Annotated in this window: 18 protein-coding genes; 7 read left to right on the forward strand and 11 right to left on the reverse strand. The window is 72.4% G+C overall.

Going from position 1 to position 19,952, the window contains the following annotated elements; translation table 11 throughout:
- Positions 1 to 105: 105 nt before the first annotated feature.
- The 5 genes from C6Y14_RS27890 to C6Y14_RS27910 form a co-directional block, all read right to left on the reverse strand.
- Entirely contained in the window at positions 106 to 957 is an 852-nt protein-coding gene (locus tag C6Y14_RS27890; RefSeq protein ID WP_107019611.1) for an SGNH/GDSL hydrolase family protein, read from the reverse strand.
- Entirely contained in the window at positions 954 to 2,207 is a 1,254-nt protein-coding gene (locus tag C6Y14_RS27895; protein WP_199854884.1) for a glycosyltransferase, read from the reverse strand. Before C6Y14_RS27895 ends, C6Y14_RS27890 begins: the two co-directional genes overlap by 4 nt.
- Entirely contained in the window at positions 2,204 to 3,367 is a 1,164-nt protein-coding gene (locus C6Y14_RS27900; RefSeq protein ID WP_107019612.1) for a glycosyltransferase family 4 protein, read from the reverse strand. The genes C6Y14_RS27895 and C6Y14_RS27900 overlap by 4 nt, the downstream gene beginning before the upstream one ends.
- A 287-nt stretch (positions 3,368 to 3,654) precedes the next feature.
- Entirely contained in the window at positions 3,655 to 5,073 is a 1,419-nt protein-coding gene (locus tag C6Y14_RS27905) for a HEAT repeat domain-containing protein (RefSeq protein ID WP_107019866.1), read from the reverse strand.
- 300 nt (positions 5,074 to 5,373) lie between these two features.
- Complete coding sequence (locus C6Y14_RS27910) at positions 5,374 to 5,766, reverse strand: ankyrin repeat domain-containing protein (protein ID WP_107019613.1); 393 nt, start codon at positions 5,764 to 5,766, stop codon at positions 5,374 to 5,376.
- Positions 5,767 to 6,105: 339 nt separating this feature from the next.
- Between C6Y14_RS27910 and C6Y14_RS27915 the strand changes: the two genes are divergently transcribed.
- Together C6Y14_RS27915 and C6Y14_RS27920 are read left to right on the forward strand one after the other, a co-directional pair.
- Positions 6,106 to 6,300 (forward strand): hypothetical protein, encoded by a 195-nt coding sequence (locus C6Y14_RS27915; protein WP_041991757.1) that lies wholly within the window; start codon positions 6,106 to 6,108, stop codon positions 6,298 to 6,300.
- A gap of 37 nt (positions 6,301 to 6,337) precedes the next feature.
- Positions 6,338 to 7,924 carry a P-loop NTPase family protein gene (locus tag C6Y14_RS27920; protein ID WP_107019614.1) on the forward strand — a complete coding sequence of 529 codons (1,587 nt, stop codon included), beginning with the start codon at positions 6,338 to 6,340 and terminating at the stop codon, positions 7,922 to 7,924.
- Positions 7,925 to 8,308: 384 nt separating this feature from the next.
- Here the strand turns inward: C6Y14_RS27920 and C6Y14_RS27925 are convergent, their stop codons facing one another.
- The gene (locus tag C6Y14_RS27925) at positions 8,309 to 9,808 is read right to left on the reverse strand and encodes an SCO1417 family MocR-like transcription factor (protein ID WP_107019615.1); all 1,500 of its coding nucleotides are present in this window, start codon (positions 9,806 to 9,808) and stop codon (positions 8,309 to 8,311) included.
- Positions 9,809 to 9,924: 116 nt separating this feature from the next.
- Between C6Y14_RS27925 and yczE the strand changes: the two genes are divergently transcribed.
- The 4 genes from yczE (at position 9,925) to C6Y14_RS27945 (ending at position 13,409) form a co-directional block, all read left to right on the forward strand.
- Positions 9,925 to 10,590, forward strand: coding sequence for a membrane protein YczE (gene yczE / locus C6Y14_RS27930; protein WP_450152396.1), 666 nt, complete (start codon positions 9,925 to 9,927; stop codon positions 10,588 to 10,590).
- Positions 10,587 to 11,354, forward strand: a complete 768-nt coding sequence (locus C6Y14_RS27935) for a glycerophosphodiester phosphodiesterase (RefSeq protein WP_107019617.1) — start codon at positions 10,587 to 10,589, stop codon at positions 11,352 to 11,354. Before yczE ends, C6Y14_RS27935 begins: the two co-directional genes overlap by 4 nt.
- Positions 11,355 to 11,417: 63 nt before the next feature.
- A complete protein-coding gene (locus tag C6Y14_RS27940) occupies positions 11,418 to 12,779 on the forward strand; it encodes an MFS transporter (protein ID WP_107019618.1) in 1,362 nt (453 codons plus the stop codon).
- A 255-nt stretch (positions 12,780 to 13,034) separates the two neighbouring features.
- Positions 13,035 to 13,409 carry an RNA polymerase-binding protein RbpA gene (locus C6Y14_RS27945; RefSeq protein WP_003977404.1) on the forward strand — a complete coding sequence of 125 codons (375 nt, stop codon included), beginning with the start codon at positions 13,035 to 13,037 and terminating at the stop codon, positions 13,407 to 13,409.
- Positions 13,410 to 13,763: 354 nt separating this feature from the next.
- On the opposite strand, the gene fxsA is transcribed toward C6Y14_RS27945, so the two are convergent.
- From fxsA to C6Y14_RS27970, 4 genes are all read right to left on the reverse strand, one after another.
- Positions 13,764 to 14,366 carry an FxsA family membrane protein gene (fxsA, locus tag C6Y14_RS27955; protein WP_107019620.1) on the reverse strand — a complete coding sequence of 201 codons (603 nt, stop codon included), beginning with the start codon at positions 14,364 to 14,366 and terminating at the stop codon, positions 13,764 to 13,766.
- 83 nt (positions 14,367 to 14,449) lie between these two features.
- On the reverse strand, positions 14,450 to 15,217 hold the full coding sequence (locus C6Y14_RS27960) for a polyprenol monophosphomannose synthase (protein WP_107019621.1): 768 nt from the start codon (positions 15,215 to 15,217) through the stop codon (positions 14,450 to 14,452).
- A 535-nt stretch (positions 15,218 to 15,752) separates the two neighbouring features.
- On the reverse strand, positions 15,753 to 17,399 hold the full coding sequence (locus tag C6Y14_RS27965) for an amidohydrolase (protein WP_107019622.1): 1,647 nt from the start codon (positions 17,397 to 17,399) through the stop codon (positions 15,753 to 15,755).
- Positions 17,400 to 17,642: 243 nt separating this feature from the next.
- Positions 17,643 to 18,083, reverse strand: coding sequence for an Lrp/AsnC family transcriptional regulator (locus tag C6Y14_RS27970; RefSeq protein ID WP_107019623.1), 441 nt, complete (start codon positions 18,081 to 18,083; stop codon positions 17,643 to 17,645).
- Positions 18,084 to 18,278: 195 nt separating this feature from the next.
- Between C6Y14_RS27970 and C6Y14_RS27975 the strand changes: the two genes are divergently transcribed.
- Positions 18,279 to 18,716, forward strand: a complete 438-nt coding sequence (locus C6Y14_RS27975; RefSeq protein ID WP_107019624.1) for a hypothetical protein — start codon at positions 18,279 to 18,281, stop codon at positions 18,714 to 18,716.
- Positions 18,717 to 18,795: 79 nt separating this feature from the next.
- Here C6Y14_RS27975 and C6Y14_RS27980 read toward each other — a convergent pair whose 3' ends face one another.
- Complete coding sequence (locus tag C6Y14_RS27980) at positions 18,796 to 19,914, reverse strand: phosphotransferase family protein (RefSeq protein ID WP_107019625.1); 1,119 nt, start codon at positions 19,912 to 19,914, stop codon at positions 18,796 to 18,798.
- Between the last annotated feature and the right edge of the window lie 38 nt (positions 19,915 to 19,952).

Raw genomic sequence — 19,952 nt, forward strand, 5'->3', positions numbered from 1 at the left:
GAACGGCGCAGTCTTGTTGCTTTTAAGGGGCGCGGGGAACTGCGCGGCCAGCCACAACGAACCCGCACCCCACAACGCGCCCCAGACGAAGCCACCCTCAGAACCTCACGCCGCATCCGCGGAATCCACCGCCACCCCCGCCAACGCGGAAGCCACAGCCCGAGAAGCCGCAAGATCGAGCCGCACGCCAGTGCCCCGAACCCGATGCCGCACCTCGGAAGCCGCCAGCCCGAGAAGCTGCGGCAACAGATCGGTGCACCGCCGAGCCACCCACCCCGCCCCGGAGGTGGCCAGCCACCGAAGACCGGCCGCCCGCGAGGGCCCGGGAAACTCGGGCACGGCACTGGGCACCGGCCCCGAGGCAACCCCCGCCCCCACCAGCAACGCGTGGAAGCACAGCGCGAGCTGCCGATGCCCCCGCTCCCCCGGATGCAACCGGTCCGCACTCCACATCTCCCGGTCCACGACCCAGTCGCCCTCGGCGGCATGCAGATGCACGGCCCCGTACCGTTCGGACAGCGCGTGCACGACCGCGTTCACGGCCCGCTGACGCCGTGCCAGCGGCCGCGCGAGTGCCCCGGGCAGCCCCAGCATCGTCCCGGGGTCGGGCAGACAGGCGGTGAGGAGGACGGCGCCCTGTCCGGTGAGGGCCGCGTACACCTCGTCGAGCCGCTCGGCCACGGCCCGGATGTCGAAGGTGCAGCGCAGGGTGTCGTTCACGCCGATGACGACCGAGGCGAGGTCCGGCCGTTCGGCGAGCGCCGCGGGCAGCTGGCGTTCCAGCACGTCACGCGTCTGAGCACCGCTGACCGCGAAGTTGACGAACTGAACCGACGCCTCCGAGGGGGCCAGCCCCGCGGCGAGCAGCGCGGCCCACCCGCGCCACCCCTCGCCCACGGGATCGCCCACCCCTTCCGTGAGGGAGTCGCCCAGCGCCACGAACCGCAGGGGTCTCATACGACGCCCTCCCGGGGCCGCGGCACGGACACGGAACGGAGAACGGCGGCGGGAAGCGGTTCCCGGGGTACCCCCACCCGCACGGCAGCGTCGTGCGCGCTGAGGAACGCCTCCACGGCGGCCGGCCACCCGAAACAGGCGGCACGCGCGCGTGCGGCCTCCCGGCGCTCGTTCTCGGGCCGGTCCAGAAGCATCCTGATCGCGACGCCGAAGGCCGCCCCGGTGTCCGCGGCGGTGGCTCCGGCGGGGCCGATGACCTCCGGGAGGGCGGAGGTGGCGCTGGCGACGACGGGCGTGCCGCAGGCCATCGCCTCCAGGGCGGCGAGCCCGAAGGTCTCTGCGGGCCCGGGCGCCAGGCACACGTCGGCGGAGGCCTGCAGACCGCTGAGGAGCGCACGGTCGCCGACGTACCCGAGGAAGGTGACGGGCAGCCGGCGTTCGCGCGCCCGCTGTTCGAGCCTGGCCCGCAGCGGCCCGTCCCCGGCCACGACGAGCACCGCGCGCTGTCCGCCCCGCAGCAGCGCCTCCAGCGCGTCCAGAGCCGTACCGGGCCGCTTCTCGACGGACAGCCTGGAGCACATCACCAGCAGGGTCTGGTCCACGCGCGCGTACCGGGCCCGGACAGCCGGGTCCCGCAGCGCGGGGTGGCGCCCCTCCAGGTCGACGCCCAGCGGGGCGCGTACGACGTTGCGGGCGCCGATGCGGACGAACTCGCGCTCCGCGAACTCCGTGGTGCACACGATGCGCGCGTAGTGGTGCGCGGTACGGAGGTTGACGGCGTCCGAGGTGCGCCGGGCGAGGCCCGGCGGCATGCCCCAGGTGCGCAGCACGCCGTCGGCGGTCTCGTGGGAGACCATCACCGCGGGCACCCGGGCGCGCCGCGCCCAGACGCCGGTCCAGCGCAGCGTCGTACGGTCGGAGACCTCAAGACGGTCGGGGGCGAGCGTCTCCAGGAGCGCCGCCACGCGCCGCCTGTCGGTGAGGACGCGGTAGCCGCCGGTGCCGGGCAGCAGCGGGCCCGGCAGGGTGATGACGCGGCCCTGTTCGGTCTCGCGGTCCGAGGCGCGTTCGCCGGGCACGACCAGGACGGGCCGGTGTCCGGCCGCCAGGTAGCCGGCGCCCAGTTCGCGCAGCGCGGTCCGCAGGCCCCCGGAGGAGGGGGCGACGAAGTTGGCGAGCCGCACGATGCTCAGGGACTCGTTGCGCAAGGACTCGTTGCTCAGGGAGTCATTGCTCAGGGAAGCGCTCATGCCGCCACCACCGCCCGGCCGGCGAGGACGTCCGTGTAGTGCTCGATGAGCGCGTCCCCGACGGCGGCCCAGGTACGGCCCTCGACGGTACGCCGCGCCTCGGCGCCGTAGGCGGCCCGCAGGGCGGGGTCGGCGGCGAGCGACCGGACGGCGTCGCGCACGGTGGCCTCGTCGCGGGGCGGGACGAGCAGCCCGGTGCGCCCGTGCGCCACCAGGTCCAGCGGGCCGCCCGCGGCGGGGGCGACGACCGGAACGCCGCTGGCCATCGCCTCCTGGACGGTCTGGCAGAAGGTCTCGAACGGGCCGGTGTGCACGAAGACGTCCAGGGAGGCGAAGATCCGGGCGAGTTCGTCGCCGGTGCGGCGCCCGAGGAAGACGGCTCCCGGCAGCGCCTGGTCCAGGCCCGGCCGGCTCGGGCCGTCACCGACGACGACCACGCGCACGCCCGGCAGGGCGCAGGCTCCGGCGAGGAGTTCGATCTGCTTCTCGGGGGCGAGGCGGCCCACGTAACCGACGATCAGCTCGCCGTTCGGGGCGAGTTCACGGCGGAGGGCGTCGTCCCGGTGCTCGGGCCGGAAGCGGACGGTGTCGACGCCTCGCGGCCACAGCCGTACCCGGGGCACACCGTGCGCCTCCAGGTCGTGGAGGGCGGCGGTGGAGGGGGCGAGCGTGCGGTCGGCGGCGGCGTGGACGGAGCGGATACGGCGCCAGGCGGTGGCCTCGCCCGTGCTGATGTACGTACGGGCGTAGCCGGCGAGGTCGGTCTGGTAGACGGCCACGGCGGGGATGCCGAGGCGGCCGGCGGCGGCCATGCCGCGGACGCCGAGGACGAAGGGGCTGGCCAGGTGCACGATGTCGGCACGGTGTGCGGTGATCGCGGCGGCGACGCGTCGGCTGGGGAGAGCGACGCGGACCTGGGGATAGCCGGGAAGCGGCAGGGACGGGATGCGGACGACGGGGCACGGTGCGGAGGACTCGGACGCGTTCCCGAAGGAGGCGCCCGACTGTTCGGAGGGGGTCGAGAGCTTGGGGGAGGTTGCCGGAGCGACGACGACGGGGGTGTGACCGCGCTCGACGAGGTGCCGGGCGGTCTGGAGCGCGCAGTGGGCCACGCCGTTCACATCGGGGGGAAAGGACTCGGTGACGATGACGACACGCATACGGGTGTTGTCGTCGTGCTGGACGTGGCCGCGTCAACGTGGATCTTTCCGGCTGAGGAACGTCCCATGAGCGTTGGGCTCCGCACGCCCTCTCGTCACGAACCGGTCACGCTCCGGCGTCCGGGCCCGTACCAACGGGATACGGGCCGACGACGGAACGCTCACACGCCGGTCGCACACGCCGGTCGCGCACACCGGCGCGCACGGCGCTCGCCACGATCACCACGCGCGGTTCCACTCCGCGCGGTCCCCGGCCGGTTCCATGCTGTCCGGCCCGCGGTCCGGTGTCACACGGCGGACGCGTCCGGTCCGATGCGGCTGCGGACCGCGGTCTGTACGTCGGCCTCCTCGGCCGGGTCGGCGGCGAGCCGGCGGAGCTGGTCGACCACACGGGCGTCCCCGGTCTCGGCGTGCCGTGCGGCCACCTCGCGGGTGGTCTCCTCGCAGTCCCACAGGCATTCGACGGCGAATCCCGCGGCGAAGGAGGGGTCGGTGGCGGCCAGGGCGCGTGCCGCCCGGCCGCGCAGATGGGAGGAGGCGGTCTCGCGGTAGACGTGCCGCAGGACGGGCGCCGCTCCCGCGATGCCGAGCCGTCCGGCGCCGTCGACGAGGGTCCACAGGGTCTGCGCGTCGGGCCCCTCGCCCCGTACGGCTTCGCGCAGGGCGCCCAGGACCAGTTCGCTGTCCTGTGCGCCGCCCCGGCAGGCGAGGACGCGTCCGGCGGCCTCTCCCAGGGCGTCGGGCCGGTGGGCCCAGCCGCGGGCCCGTTGCACGGCGGCGACGCTCCGCATCCGTTCGAAGGCGTCCACAGCGGCTTCCACCACGAGCAGCGAGCCGGAGGCCTGTGCGGCCTCCACGAGATCCAGTACGTCGGGATCGTGGTTGTCGGCGAGGTAGCGCAGGGCGGTGCAGCGTGCGCCGTCGTCCCCCGTGCGGGCGGCCTCGATGATCTCGGGGCGGTCCTCGGGTCCGGCGACGGCCGTGAGGCAGCGCGCGGCGGGCACATGGAGTGCGGCTCCGCGCTCGATGCCCTGCTGGGCCCATTCGAAGACGGCCCGCACGCTCCATCCGGGGCGGGGCCCGGACGGTCGCATCTGTTGCTGCCAGCGGTCGAAGGAACCGCTTTCCCGGGCGGCACGCACGCGCGTGCCGATGGATTCGCGCGGATCGTCGGCCCACAGCCGCCAGGGCCGCGGCTCGAAGGAGTCCCGCACGACGGCGGCCAGCTCGGCCTCACCCTCGGGGTCGGTGGGGAAGCGGGCGAGGACGGGGGCCGCGAGCGCGCGCAGCCCGGCGTCGTCGTCGCGCAGCGCCAGCTCGTCGAGGGCCCAGGCCCAGTTGGCGCCGTGGGCGGCGTAGCGCCGCAGCAGCTCCAGGGCGTCCCGCCTGCCGTACGAGGCGAGGTGGCCGAGGACGGCGAGCGCGAGGCCCGTACGTGATTCGTCGGTGTCGAGCACGTCCGCCGCGTCGAAGAGGTGGGCCTCGATCTCGTCGAGGCCTCCGCCCAGGTCGAGGTGGAGACGTGCGTAGTAGAGCGAGCGGTTCTCCACCTGCCAGTCGTGGCGGGGGTCGCTCAGCACGCAGTGGTTCAGTGCCGCGAGCGCTTCGGCCCGCGGTGCGGTGAGCGCGTGCAGCGTGCCGTCGCCGCGGCCCCTCTGGAGCAGGCCGAGCAGCGTTCCGCTGGGCGCTATGACCGGATCGAACATGGGAAACAGCCTCACATCAAGCGTCGACGCAACCGGGGTCCTGCTCTACCTGGCCGCGTGACAACACGTCGGGGCGCCCGCCGTTTCCTGCTTGCTGTAGACCATTTTCCTCTGCCTCTCGTCGGTGGCCCGTGCGGGCCGCATCACGGTCCGCGCGGTGCGGCAACACCTGCCCAGCCATCGCGTCCGTGAATCACGACGTCATGATGACCCAGCGGTTCTCGCTGCCGCGACCGCATTTCCGGCGGCCCCGTTCCGCCTCCCCCAAAAAAGCTGTTTCGCCTGGTCAAGGCGGATGGTTCAGTGAACTCCGAACAGGTCGAGCAGTTCGGCCTTGGCGAACATCCGGGCCGTGTCGACGGCGGAGGGCGTCCCCGCCGAGGGGTCCGCGCCCGCGGCCAGGAGGACGCGGATGACGGCGTCCTCGCCCTTGAAGACGGCCCCGGCGAGCGGGGTCTGGCCCCGGTCGTTGATACGGTCCGCCTCCGCCCCGCGTTCCAGGAGGGCGCTCACGGCGTCGGCGTGGCCGTGATAGGCGGCGAGCATCAGGAGCGAGTCGCCGCGGTCGTTCGTGAGGTTGGCCGGAACACCCGCGTCGACGTACGCCACGAGTGCTTCGGTCTGCCCCTGCCGGGCCAGATCGAAGATCTTGGTCGCCAGCTCCACGACCTCGGGGTCGGGCGCTTCACTCATCGACGGGACCGCCTCTCACTGCGGGACGCGCACCACGGGGACGGTGCGGGGACGAACGGGACTGCGGGAAGTGCGGGAACGTGCGGCCGTCGCGGTGCGACCGTACGGGTGAATCGCCAGCGTACTGGCTTCGCGGGCACATGACCTGGCCCACCCGAGGCAAAGATCACCACGAAACCGACAAATCATCGAGAGGGCCACTGCAGGGCCCTGCCGGGCGGGTCCATCGGGGTGAAATAAGCAGAATTTCACCCAGTTGCACCTTTTATCGTATGGATACATCCTGTGAGCCTGGAAGTACTCATGGTGACTGTCCCCATCGATCCAGGAGAAACAATCATGATCCTGTCCATGTCAGGCGTGGTCCTGCTCGGCATCATCGTCTTCCTCTTCTTCCGCAAGGACGGCCTCAAGGCCTCGCACGCGATGGTCAGCGCCCTCTTCGGGTTCTACCTCGCGGGCACGGCCATCGCGCCGAGCATCACGGCGGGCGGCGCGAGCCTGGCCGGTCTGCTCGGCGGGATCAAGTTCTGACCCCCACCCCGTTCGCACGCACCTCCAGGAGACAGCAGTGGCCCGGCGCCCCCTCCCCCGCATTCTGAGTACCGGCAGCGCGCAGATCGCCCGCAGCAGGGACCTGGCCCGGACGGCCGCCGACAGCGCCACCGACGTCCTCCACCCGCTGATCACCATCAGCCGTGGACTGCGCCGGCTGGCGGCCGCCGGCCGGCGCAAATGGGCGGACACCCCCAAGGACCGGCGCGGTCCACTGCTGTTCCTGGTGGCCTCGGTCGTCCTGATCGTGGCCCTCATCCCGTACGGGCCGCTGCTGGCCGTCATCACCCTGATGGCGGCGGCCGCCTGGCAGGGCAGGGACCACACCCCGGCCGTGCCCTCAGGCCCCGACGACTCACAGAGCAAGCGCCTGGAGTCCCTCTACGAGGCGCTCGTTCCGTACTTCTCCGTCCCCGAGGACCCCGCCCCGCTCTACGCCCACGGCGGCGAGTGGGGCAAGGCCTTCGACGCGTACGAGTTCGACGACACCGGCCGGGTCTCGCAGCTGTCCGTGCGCTACCCCGCCTACTTCCGGGACGGGGAGGCCGACTCCCGGGCCCGTATCGAGCAGCTGCTGCACGCCAAGTCAGGGCGCGGCCGGGAGTACCGCTTCGCGTGGGACGAGGAGAGCAACCAGCTCTCGGTCGCCGTCCTGCCCCCGCTGCCCACCGACATCGCCGCCCAGCGGTTCGTCACGGCACCGGGCGAGACCGTCCTCGGCTTCACCGACCCGGCCGGGGTCCAGCGCACGCTCCCTCTCGACTTCGGCCAGGAACAGCGGGACGTCCCCCCGGTGGTCTGGCGCACCGGCGCGCGCTCCACCGAGCCGCACCTCCTCGCGGTCGGCGGGCCCGGCAGCGGCACGACCACGCTCCTGCGCTCGATCGCACTCCAGGCCCTGCGGCACGGTGACGTACTGATCGTCGAGGGCGGCGGTACGGGCGAGTACGCGTGCCTGGCGGGGCGCGACGGCGTTCTGGGCATCGAATGCGGCCTGTCGGGCGCGCTGGCGGCTCTCGAATGGGCGGCGCACGAGACGGAGCGGCGCCTCATCACGGCGAACCGGTCCCGGCAGGCGGGACTGACTCCGCCGGAGGACACGCGGCGTCCGCTGTGGCTCCTCCTGGACCGGCCGACCGCGCTCGGCCATCTCGCGGCGGCCGACGACCGGAGTGATCCGCAGACGCTCCTCCAGGTGCCGTTGCGTCACGGCCGCGCGGCCGGGGTCACGGTCGTGGTGGCCGAGCAGTTCGACGCCGTGGAGTCGCTCGGGGAGGCGGTACTGGGGCACACGCGCGCGCGTGTCGTGCTCGGGGCGGCTTCGACGGGGCAGCTCGAAGCGGTGCTGGGGGTGCCGCCGCACACGACTCCCACGGCCGATGTGCCGGCGGGCCGGGGGTATGCCCGACTGGGCGCCGGACCGGTCCACCGCCTCCAGGTGCCGGCGACGCCGGACCCGTACGACGAGGCGACGAGCGAGACGCATCGGCGGGCGGTCCTGTCCCTGCTCCCCGCGGAGGTGCCACCCGCGCCTGCGGCGGACCCGGTACGCGTCACGTCCGCGGGCGCGGTGGGCGTGGCGGGCGTACCCACGGAGGCCTGACCACGACGAGCCGTCGCATCCCGGCCTCGCACCGGTCATGGCTGGCCGCGCAGTTCCCCGCGCCCCTAAAAAACAACAGACTGCGCCGTTCCCCGCGCCCCCAAAAAGCCAAAAGACTGCGCCGTTCCCCGCGCCCCTGATGGGGCGCAGCCCCTCTTGAGGGGCGCGGGGAACGGCGCGGGCAACCACGACGCACCCGCACGTACGGCTACATCCGCAACCCCCGCCCACCCAGGGGCGCGAGGAACTGCGCGACCAGCCACCACCGGCCCGCACCCGAAGGACCACCTCGCCCCCCACCCACCCAGGGGCGCGAGGAACTGCGCGACCGGCCACGACGGGCCCGCACCCGACAACCCGCCCGTCGGGCCCCGGCAGGCGGCGTCACGCCACGAATGTGCGGGGCGCCTCCCCACCCCCATGCGCACCGGCCGCAACCATCCGCGCCGCCGCCCCCAACCGCGCAGCCGCCTCGTCGGCCACCGCACCACCCACGGTGAACGGAAGCCGCACATACCCCTCGAACGCCCCGTCCACCCCGAACCGCGGCCCGGACGGCACCCGTACCCCCACCCGTTCACCGACCTCCGCCAGCCGCGACCCGGACAGACCCCCCGTGCGCACCCACAGCGTGAGCCCGCCGCGCGGCACGTCGAACTCCCAGTCGGGGAGTTCGCGGCGCAGCGCCCCCACGAGCGCGTCCCGGTTCTCCCGGGCCTGGTCGCGCCGCACCTGCACGGCCTGCTCCCAGCCGCCCGTACTGAGCAGCCAGTTCACGGCCAGCTGTTCCAGGACGGGGGTCCCGAGGTCGGCGTACGCGCGCGCGGCGACCAGGCTGCGGATCACGTCCGGCGCGGCACGGACCCAGCCGATCCGCATGCCGGCCCAGAAGGCCTTGCTGGCCGAGCCGACCGTGACGACCGTCGACCCCGCCGGGTCGAACCCGCAGACGGGACGCGGCCGTTCGAGTCCTTCGTCCAGCTGCAGCTCGCTCATGGTCTCGTCCACGACGAGCACGGTCCCGGCCGACCGCGCGGCGTCGACGAGCTGCCGTCGCTGGTTCTCGTCGGCGAGCGCACCGGTCGGGTTGTGGAAGTCGGCGACGACATAGGCGAGCCGGGGCGCCGCGTCGCGCAGCACCTGCCGCCAGCGGTCCATGTCCCAGCCGGCGAGCCCTTCGGCCATGGCGACGGGCACCAGCCGGGCTCCGGCCTCACGCATCAGCTGGAGGATGTTGGCGTACGAGGGCGACTCGACGGCGATGCGCTCCCCGCGGCCGGCGAAGAGGTGGCAGATGGCGTCGATGGCCCCCATGGCCCCGGTGGTCACCATGATCTGCTCGGGCATGGTGGGAATGCCGCGCGCGGTGTACCGGTCGGCGAGGGTCTGGCGCAGCGCGGGCAGCCCCGCCGGATAGTCGCCGTGGGTGTGGGCGTACGGCGGCAGCTCCTCCAGGGCGCCCTGGACGGCGCGGGTGAGCCAGGGTTCGGGGGCGGGCAGGGCCGCGCAGCCCAGGTCGATCATGGAGCCGAGGGTCTCGGGCGGCAGGGGTTCGAGGCCGCGCGCGGGCAGCGGGTTGCCGGCCGGTACGGCGGTCCAGCTGCCCGCTCCCCTGCGGGACTCCAGGAAGCCCTCGGCGCGCAGTGCCTCGTAGGCCGCCGCCACGGTGGTGCGGCTGACGGACAGGGAGAGGGCCAGTTCGCGCTCGGCGGGCAGTCGCGCGGCGACGGGGACCCGGCCTTCGAGGACGAGCAGCCGGATACCGTCGGCGAGGGCACGGTAGGCGGGCGGGCGGCGCGTGCCGGGGCCCGCGGGGCGCTCCTGCTGGGAGTTGAGCAGCCGGGCGAGCTGGGCGGCCCCCACCGCTGAAGTCCACTGTGTCATGATTTCCAGTCCACCTTCGCCGAATTGGCCATGGAAGAGGTTTCTCCTCAAGCCACAGAGTGTCATGAGTCAGTCCACTGACACCATCGCGCCACCGCGCCACCTCCAAGGAGCCCATAGTGTCCAGCCCGCCGCCGAGGCGTCTCACCCGCCGACTTCTTCAGCTGTACGTGGGACTGGCCCTGTACGGGGTGAGCTCGGCCCTCCTCGTGGAGGCGGGCCTGGGTCTTGAGCCCTGGGGTGTGCTGCATCAGGGCCTCGCAAAGCTGACCGGGCTGACGATCGGTGTCGTGTCGATCATCATCGGGGCCGTCGTCCTTCTCCTGTGGATACCGCTGCGTCAGCGCCCGGGCCTCGGCACGGTCTCCAACGTCTTCGTGGTGGGCATCGCGATGGACGGCACGCTCGCCCTCCTGCCGGACGTGCACGCCCTCGGGGTCCGTGTCCCGCTGATGGCGGCGGGCATCCTGCTGAACGGCATGGCGACCGGCCTCTACATAGCGGCACGTTTCGGTCCGGGCCCGCGTGACGGCCTGATGACGGGATTCCATCAGCGCACCGGCCGTTCGATACGCCTGGTGCGCACGACCCTGGAAGTGGCCGTGGTCGCGACGGGCTTCGTCCTGGGCGGCACGGTCGGGATCGGCACGGTTCTCTACGCACTCGCGATCGGGCCGCTGGCCCAGCTGTTCCTGCGGGTGTTCGCCGTACCCGCGGCATCACCGGACGGCAGTACGGTCGTTGCCACAGGGCCATCGGAGGGGGCGATACTGCGCGGGTGATCTCGCGTATACGCCATCCCTACCTCGACCATCCCGGGCCCATAGCCTTCGCCCACCGGGGCGGGGCCGCCGACGGCCTGGAGAACACCGTCGCCCAGTTCCACCGCGCGGTCGAGGCCGGGTACCGGTACATCGAGACGGATGTGCACGCGACGGCCGACGGAAAACTCGTCGCCTTCCACGACGTGACGCTGGACCGGGTGACCGACGGCGCGGGCCGGATAGCCGACCTCCCCTGGAACGACGTACGGCACGCGCGCGTGGCGGGCGCCGAACCGGTCCCCCTCTTCGAAGAGCTCCTGGAGACCTTCCCCGACGTCCGCTGGAACGTGGACGTGAAGGCGGAGCCCGCGCTGCTCCCCCTCCTCGATCTGATCCGCGCCACCGGCTCCTGGGACCGCGTCTGCGTCGGCTCGTTCTCCGAGGCGCGGGTCGCCCGGGCCCAGCGCGTGGCCGGCCCGCGGCTGGCCACCTCGTACGGCATCCGGGGTGTTCTGGGGCTGCGCCTGAAGTCGTGGGGTCTGCCCGCCGCGCTGCGGCGCTCGGCGGTCTGCGCCCAGGTTCCCGAGGCCCAGTCGGGCATCCCGGTGGTGGACCGCCGTTTCGTGGGGGCCGCCCACGCGCGCGGGCTGCAGGTCCACGTGTGGACGGTCAACGAACCCGAGCGGATGCACCGGCTTCTGGACCTGGGAGTCGATGGCATCATGACCGATCACATCGACACGCTGCGCGGGGTCCTCCAGGACCGCGGCACCTGGGCCTGAGCGGTCCCGGCACACCACGCGGTACGCCCTGCACAGGCACGACACGGGGAAGCGAGGGCACGGGTGGGCACCGACACCGTGCGGGAAAGGGCGGCCGACGGGGCCGCCGAGCGGCGGCGCGAACAACGCGGCTGGTACTTCTACGACTGGGCCTGCTCCGTCTACTCGACGAGCGTGCTCACCGTGTTCCTCGGCCCCTATCTGACGTCGGTCGCCAAGGCGGCCGCGGACGCGGACGGATTCGTGCACCCGCTGGGGATACCCCTGCGCGCGGGCTCGTTCTTCGCCTACAGCGTGTCCGCGTCCGTGATCCTGTCGATCTTCGTGATGCCCCTGGCGGGAGCGGCGGCCGACCGCAGCGGCCGCAAGAAGCCGCTCCTCGCACTCTCGGCGTATCTGGGTGCCGCTGCCACGGCCGGCATGTTCTTCCTGGACGGCGACCGCTATCTGCTGGGCGGCCTCCTGCTCATCGTGGCCAATGCCTCACTGGCCGTCTCGATGGTGCTCTACAACTCCTACCTGCCGCAGATCGCCCCGCCCGAGGAACGCGACGCCGTCTCGTCGAGGGGCTGGGCGTTCGGCTACGCGGCGGGCTCGCTGGTCCTGGTGGCGAACCTGGTGCTCTACAGCGCCCACGACAGCTTCGGCGTCTCGGAGTCGATGGCGGTCCGCATCTGCCTGGCCTCGGCGGGCATCTGGTGGGGCGCCTTCACCCTCGTACCGCTCAAGCGCCTGCGCGACCGCCGTACGGCGGACTCCCCCGAGGGATCGCCGGGCGCGCCCGGACGCGGCTGGCGGCAGCTGGCGGCGACCGTGCGCGACATGCGCCGCCAGCCGCTCACCCTCGCCTTCCTCCTGGCATACCTCGTCTACAACGACGGCATCCAGACGGTCATCTCACAGGCCTCCGTGTACGGGTCCGAGGAGCTGGGCCTCGACCAGTCGACGCTGATCGTCGCCGTGCTGCTGGTCCAGCTGCTCGCGGTGGCCGGGGCCCTCGGGATGGGCCGACTGGCCCGCACGTACGGCGCCAAACGGATCATTCTCGGGTCGCTGGTCGCATGGACCCTCACGCTGGCCGCCGGATATTTCCTGCCCGCGGGAGCACCCGGCTGGTTCTTCGTCCTCGCCGCGGGCATCGGGCTGGTCCTCGGTGGCAGCCAGGCGCTCTCCCGGTCCCTGTTCTCGCATCTGGTGCCGCCCGGCAAGGAGGCCGAGTACTTCTCCGCGTACGAGATGAGCGACCGCGGCATGAGCTGGCTGGGCCCGCTCCTGTTCGGCGTGACCTACCAGCTGACGGGCAGCTACCGGGACGCGATCCTCTCGCTCGTGGCCTTCTTCGTCCTGGGATTCGTGCTGCTCGCGAGGGTCCCGGTGCGCCGGGCGGTGCGCGACGCGGGCAACCCCGTTCCCGCGAGGATTTAGCGCTCAGCGCCAAAGGGCGGTAGTGTACGCGTTTGGCCTGCCAGGCGTACCGTTACTGCGCGTCAAAGATGCCGCAACACCGGGTGACATCTGCTGTCAGATGTGACATACCGGGCGCAGGTGGGTACAACAACGGGCGGCTACGACGGCGACGCATGTCCCGGAGCGGGAATCTTTACCGCCGACCGGACGTTGACCGGATGACGACGACAGCGACACCTGTCCTGTGGGCGACAAGCCCGGGAGGCACGATTCATGAGTGAGCGAGCTCTTCGCGGCACGCGCCTCGTGGTGACTAGCTACGAGACGGACCGCGGCATCGACCTGGCCCCGCGCCAGGCCGTGGAGTACGCATGCGAGAAGGGCCATCGATTCGAGATGCCCTTCTCGGTGGAGGCGGAGATCCCGCCGGAGTGGGAGTGCAAGGTCTGCGGGGCCCAGGCACTCCTGGTGGACGGCGACGGCCCTGAAGAGAAGAAGGCCAAGCCCGCGCGTACGCATTGGGACATGCTGATGGAACGGCGTACGCGAGAGGAGCTCGAAGAGGTCCTCGAAGAGCGCCTGGCCGTGCTTCGATCCGGAGCCATGAACATTGCGGTCCACCCTCGGGACAGCCGCAAGTCCGCGTAGCCCTTCAGGGGGCTGAGCGGCATACAGCGCACGCACGCGACCGCGGGCGCCGTGTCTTCGGACACGGTTCCTGCGGTTCTGTGCGTTTGCGTGGGGCTCGGGTGCGTTTCTGGGTGCGTGCGGGCCCACTGTGGCTGGGGTTGCGCAGTTCCCCGCGCCCCTAAAGGCAAAGGACTGCGCCGTTCCCCGCGCCCCTGGGTATCTCGGCCTCTCCGGCGCCCCCATGGCCCACCCAGCCCCTCCGGCGTTTGAGGAGCGGGGGTTCGGGGGCGGAGCCCCTGAGGTCGTGACGGGAACGGGTAGGGGCGGCGGGGGCGAAAAAAGCCCCCACCCACCCCGGGCGGCGGCCGGGCCTCAGCCCGTCAGGGGCGGGCGCGAGCCCTGGTTGTTCTCGTTCCCGTGGTCGCGCGGCGCGTCGTCGCGGATGACCTCACCCTGGACCACCTTGCCGTCGGGACGGTGAATCCGAGCCTGCTGGAACGCGCTCCCGAACGACCCCGAAGCCTCCCGCACCTTCCGCTCGAACGTCCGCTCCGCGTACCGCGAGAGCCCCTTCTGCACGGGCGGCACGAGCAGAAGCAGCCCGAACACGTCGGAGATCAGCCCCGGCAGCATCAGGAGCAGCCCGCCGAGCATCATCAGGCCGTTGCCCTCGGAATTGGCCCTGCCCTGCGGCAACGCCCCGCTCTGCTGCTGTTGCAGCGTCTCGCTCAGCGCGCGAAAGGCCCGCCGCCCGGCCCGCTTGATGACCACGGAACCGAGGACGAACCCGCCGATCAGCAGCAGAAGCACCGCGAACCCGCTCGCCGCGCCCGCCACCACGGTCAGCAGCCAGATCTCCAGCACGAGCCACGCGGCCACGCCCAGGGGCAGGAACCTCAGCAGCCGTGAGCGCCGGGGCCGACGAGAGGTGGGGCCGGGGGCGGAGGAGGGCGGGATCGGTGCGCCAGTCGTCATGCCTCCAGTGTGCCTGGCCAGGGCTCAGTACGGCATAAAGCGTAAAGAGGCGATCAGCCCTGCCTGTGCGATGGGGCGGCGGCTCAGGGCTTCTTGCGCCCCAGCACGCGCCCCGCCCGCTCCCCCACACCCCACGTGGTGACCCGCCACAGCGCCTCCACCAGGATGTCGCGGCTCATCTTGGAGTCGCCGAGTTCCCGTTCGACGAAGGTGATCGGCACCTCGACGACGTGACAGCCGGCCCGGACGGCCCGGCGGGCCAGGTCGACCTGGAAGCAGTACCCCTGCGAGGCGACCTCTCCGAGGCCGAGCCGTTCCAGGGTCTCGCTCCGGAAGGCCCGGTAGCCGCCGGTGACGTCGCGGATCGGCACGTCGAGCAGGACCCGCGAGTACAGGCTTCCGCCGCGCGAGAGGAACTCACGGGACCTGGGCCAGTTCACCACCCTGCCGCCCGGTACCCAGCGGGACCCGAGCACCAGGTCGGCGCCCTTGAGCGCGGTCAGCAGCCGGGGCAGCTCCTCGGGCTGGTGGGAGCCGTCGGCGTCCATCTCGACCAGGACGCCGTACCCGTGCTCCAGGCCCCAGCCGAAGCCGGCGAGATAAGCGGCGCCCAGGCCTTCCTTGCCCTTGCGGTGCAGCACGTGGACGTGTTCGTCCTCGACGGCCAGCTCGTCGGCGAGCTTGCCGGTGCCGTCGGGGCTGTTGTCGTCGGCGATCAGGACGTGCGCCGCGGGTACGGCCGCCCGCACCCGGCCCACGATCCTCTTGATGTTCTCCGCCTCGTTGAAGGTCGGGATGATCACCAAGGTCGTGCCGAGCGGACCGAACCGTCGCTCAACGCCGTCGTTCACAGCTTCCCCTTAAAACTTCCGTGCGAGAGGGGCACCACCATAGCGAGCGCCGCTCTTCCCGCAGGTAAGGCACCGACTTGAAAAGTCGCACAACGGGGTCGTACGAGGGGAAAAGGGGTCCCAGAAGCAGGGGAACTGCGGATCGGGGCCCGGCGCCCTTCGGGCCGACCTGGGACCCGCTGGCTGCGGGTCGACCGAAAGCCGTTGTCTACTGAGCGGCCGGGCCCCACCCGGGTCACACCATCCGGCCGGAACGTTCCCTCGCCCCGTGGCGCGGACGCTGGGCCTGGCTCCCAGTGGTGGTGCGCCGGTGCGGCACACCACCCCTGACCCAACTGCGCTGCGGCGACTGCGCGGAAGTTCACCGGCCGGACGTCCGGTGGTGGACCCGGCCGAACCTACCGGCCACCTGCCGCTCACTGTCAACAGTCGTTCCACCTGCGGTTTTCTCAGGAAACACCTGGTCAGCGGCGAGGATGCGCAGGTCGCGCGACAGCCCGTCGGACCATGATCGGCGCCGCGCCACCCCGGGACATCACTCGTCCGGCCGTACGAATACGGTTCGACCGTCCACCACGGTGCGCAGACAGACGGGCAGGTCCGCGCCGGGTGACAGGTCGGGCAGTCCCGGGGTTCCGGAGCGGGGGTCGGTCGACCAGCGGGCCACCCGGTCGTCCGGGGCCTGGACCACGAGTTCCTCGGTGCGCCACACCGCGTAGTCCGCGGGCGCGCCCGGTACCAGGGACCCCGCGTCGTCCCGTCCGACCGCCCGCCAGCCGCCCCGCGTGTGCGCCGTGAAGGCGGCGCGCACGGACACCCGGTGTTCGGGCGTCCGGTGGAAGGCGGCGGCCCGGAGCGTGCCCCAGGGGTCGAGCGGTGTGACGGGGCTGTCGGAACCGAAGGCGAGCGGCACGCCGGCGCGCAGCAGAGCGGCGTAGGGGTTGAGCGTACGGGCGCGCTCGGCGCCCAGACGCTCGGCGTACATGCCGTCCTCGCCACCCCACAGCGCGTCGAAGGCGGGCTGGACGGAGGCGGTGAGGCCGAGGTCGGCGAAACCGGCGATCGTCTCCGGTGTGAGCATCTCGGCATGCTCGACGCGGTGCCGGGCGGCGCGTACGCGGGCCAGGCCGACCTTCTCGGCGGCTGCGCGCATGCCGTCGACCACGGAGGCCACCGCGGCGTCCCCGATGGCGTGGAAGCCCGCCTGGAGCCCCGCCTCGGTGCACGCCACGACATGGGCGGCGACGGCATCGGTGTCCAGGTAGGCGGTACCCGTGTGGTCCGCGTCGGTGTACGGCCGGTGCAGACAGGCCGTGTGCGAACCGAGAGCGCCGTCCACGAAGAGGTCGCCCGCGGCGCCGGCCGCTCCCAGGGCGCGGGCCTTCGCCACGTCCTGCTCGGCCCAGTAGCCGACGACGCGGGGGCCCGCCACCTCGGCGGCGAGCCGCAGCAGCCCGGTGAAGTCGTCCTCGGAGGAGATCTCGGGGCCCGCGCACTCGTGCACGGAGCCGATCCCGAGCGAGGCGGCGTGCTTCAGGGCCGCGCGCTGGGCCTCCGTGCGCTGCGCCGGGGTCACGGCCGCGAACGCGGCGGCGCGTACGGCGTGATGGGCGTCGCGGGTGAGGGGTTCGCCGTCCTGGAAGCCGGCGGCCCCGCGGACGCCCGGTGTCATGTCCAGCAGGGCCGTGGTGGTGACGGCCGAGTGGACGTCGATCCGGCTGAGGTAGAGGGGACGGCCGCCGGTGGCCTCGTCCAGCTCGTCGCGCCGCGGGGGCCGTCGCTCCGGCCAGCGGGAGGCGTCCCAGCCGTGGCCGAGGAGGACCCGGTCGCCGGGGCGGGAGGCGGCGAAGTCCCGTACGCGGGCGAGGGCGTCGCCGAGGGTGCGGGTGCCGGAGAGGTCGAGGCCGGTGAGGGCGAGTCCGGTGGCCGTGGTGTGCACGTGTGCGTCGGTGAACGCCGGGGTGACGAGCGCCCCTTCGAGGTCGACCACCTCGTCCACGCCGTCCGCGAACGCGTCGGCGGCGCCCTCCGAACCGACCCAGGCGACCTGTCCGCGTTCCACGACCATGGCGGTGGCGAACGGGTCGGCGGGGCTGTGCACTTCCCCGCCCCGCAGCAGCAAGGTCCGGGAAACCCCTGGGTGAATACGATCCGACTCGATATCGGCGGTGCTGTCACTCATACCGACAGTCTCGCCCCTGCCCGGCACACCCCGTCCCCCGGGCCCCGCCGACCAGCCCCTTCATGGGCGCCCCTCCAGGGGCGCGGGGAACGGCGCGACCAGCCACGACGGACCCGCACGCAAAAACCCGCCGAACCCCCCACCCGCCCAGGGGCGCGGGGAACTGCGCGACCGGCCCCCACCGGCCCGCGGACGAACATCACGCCCCGGCCGGAAGGCCCGCGCACGGGGCAAGGGGCGCCGTCAGATCTTCGGCGGCCGAGCCTCGTACGGCGTGGAAAGAACCACAGTCGTCCGCGTGGACACCCCCGCCAGCGACCGCAGCCGCGCCAGCAGCTCCTCCAGCTCGTGCGGAGTGGCGACCCGCACCTTCAGGATGTAATTCTCGTCGCCGGCCACGCTGTGGCACGCCTCGATCTCCGGCACCCCCGCCAGCCGCTCGGCGATGTCGTCCGGCGCGCTGGGATCGAACGGTTTCACCGAGATGAACGCCGTCAGCGGCAGCCCCACCGCCTCCGGGTCGACGACCGCGGCATACCCGCGGATGACGCCGCGCTGCTCCAGCCGGCGCACCCGCTGGTGCACGGCCGACGTGGACAGGCCCGTGGCCTTGCCCAGGTCGGTGTAACTCATCCGCCCGTCTTCGACGAGCAGCTGCACGATGTGGCGGTCCAGCTCCTCCATGGCGGAGAACCTACAGTGCCCTTGATCCCCCCGGTAACCGGCCGGGTCGGGCACCTGCGGTCAGCATGTGACGAACACCACATGACACCGCCCGCTTCCGTGATGTTCTCGTGATTACCGCGCAGGCGGGACGGGAAGTGCTTGCTGTGGCCGAGGTCGCAGCACCTTGTCGGCCCATCCGAGGGGGAGTAACCCATGCAGAGTCTCAAGCGTCTTGGACGTACCGCGCCCAAGCGGCAGCAGTCGGTCTTCGAACCCGAGCCGGAGGGCGTCGAACCGGACGCCCTGGACGGCGAGGAGATCGACGCGTACGACACCTTCGAGATGTACCGGGTGATCTGCCCGGACTGCGCGCAGCCCATCGCGCTGCTGGCGGACGAGGAGAGCCTGCCGGAGCACGCGCTCTGCGCGTCGCCGTGGAACCCCTTCGGACTCACGGTCTGCGCGGGTACGGGCCGCGCGGCGGCCGACGCCCAGCCCGCCGACGAGACGATGGAGATCCAGGAGCAGGAGACCGCCCTGCTGTTGACGCTCCCGCAGGGACTCGACTGGCGGACCCAGCCCTTCTCGCACGTCGGAGGCCCCGGCTCGCGCCCCATGCAGGTGCCGGTGATGCGGCGCCTGGCCGCCTAGGACCTGGCCGGTCGCCCGGCCCGCCTTGGACCTGTCCGGTCCCGCACGGCCGAGACCCCGCCGAAGCGCTGAAGGGTCCTCAATCCCTGTAATCGCCCTGCACCATGGCCCGCAGGCTGTCGTGGTGCAGGATCAGCGTGTCCGGATCCGCCGGGACGTCGCTCTCGCCGAAGTGCACCTGCCGGTAGGCGACGCGCAGCATGACGACGGCGTGCCGCAGGGCCGCGTACAGGATGTGGAAGTCCATGTCCCGGGGTGGGTGGCCGGTGAGTTCGGCGTAGCGCGCCTCGACCCGGTCCCTGCGCAGGAAGCCGGGCAGTCCGTGCTGCCCGAAGCTCTCCGTGAGGTCCTGGAAGAAGCGGTGCAGGTAGATCATCCAGCCGAGGTCGACCTCGCGCGGGCCCAGTGCCGCCATCTCCCAGTCGAGGACGGCGGCGGGCTCGAAACCGTCGTAGATGACGTTCCCGATGCGTGCGTCGCCCCAGCTGAGCACCGTTTCGCCCTCGTCGCGCGGCCAGAGCGCGTCGAGCCGGTCGAAGGCGTCCTCGATGAGCGGGGAGCGTGACAGCCCGTCAACCACCCAGGCGTAGTAGGCGCGTTGCGCCGCCACGTGACAGCGCAGCGGGCTCCCCGCTCCGGGACCGGCGAGGAAACCGGCCTCCTTGACCGGTACCTGGTCGTGCAGCCGGGCGAGGAGGCCGACCGACGCCGTCTCCAGCCGTTCGCGCTCGGACTCGCTCGCGGCGTGCAGCCAATTGCCCTCGTACGTATAGGGCATGACGTCGGGCGGTACGCGCCCCTCGACGCGCTCCATGACGAAGAAGGGCGCCCCGAGCGGTCCCGGATCCTCCTCCAGCCACAGCACGCGTGGCACGGGGACGTCCGTGCGGTCCGCGACCAGCCGCATGACGCGGTACTGCCGTGGCAGGTCGTAGACGGGGAAGACGGTGTACGCCGCCGGGTCCGCCGCGAGCCTCAACGCGCAGGCGCGGGCAGGTGGTTCGGGGTGCTCGATGTCGAAGAGCAGGGTCTCGCTCGACATCCCGTTGGAGGCGGGGACGCGGACGTCGACCGCCTCCGCGCCGGGCAGCCGGGTGGCGAGCCACGCGCTCAGCCGCCGCGCGATCTCCTCCGGATCACGGGTCGTCGTACGAGGTCGAGGTCGAGGTCCAGGGCGGGGACGGGGTGCCTCAGCCATGCCACCACCACCGCCCCTTCGCGACCCGCACGTTCCTC

Source organism: Streptomyces dioscori (genome assembly GCF_003024195.1).
GTDB lineage: Bacteria > Actinomycetota > Actinomycetes > Streptomycetales > Streptomycetaceae > Streptomyces > Streptomyces dioscori.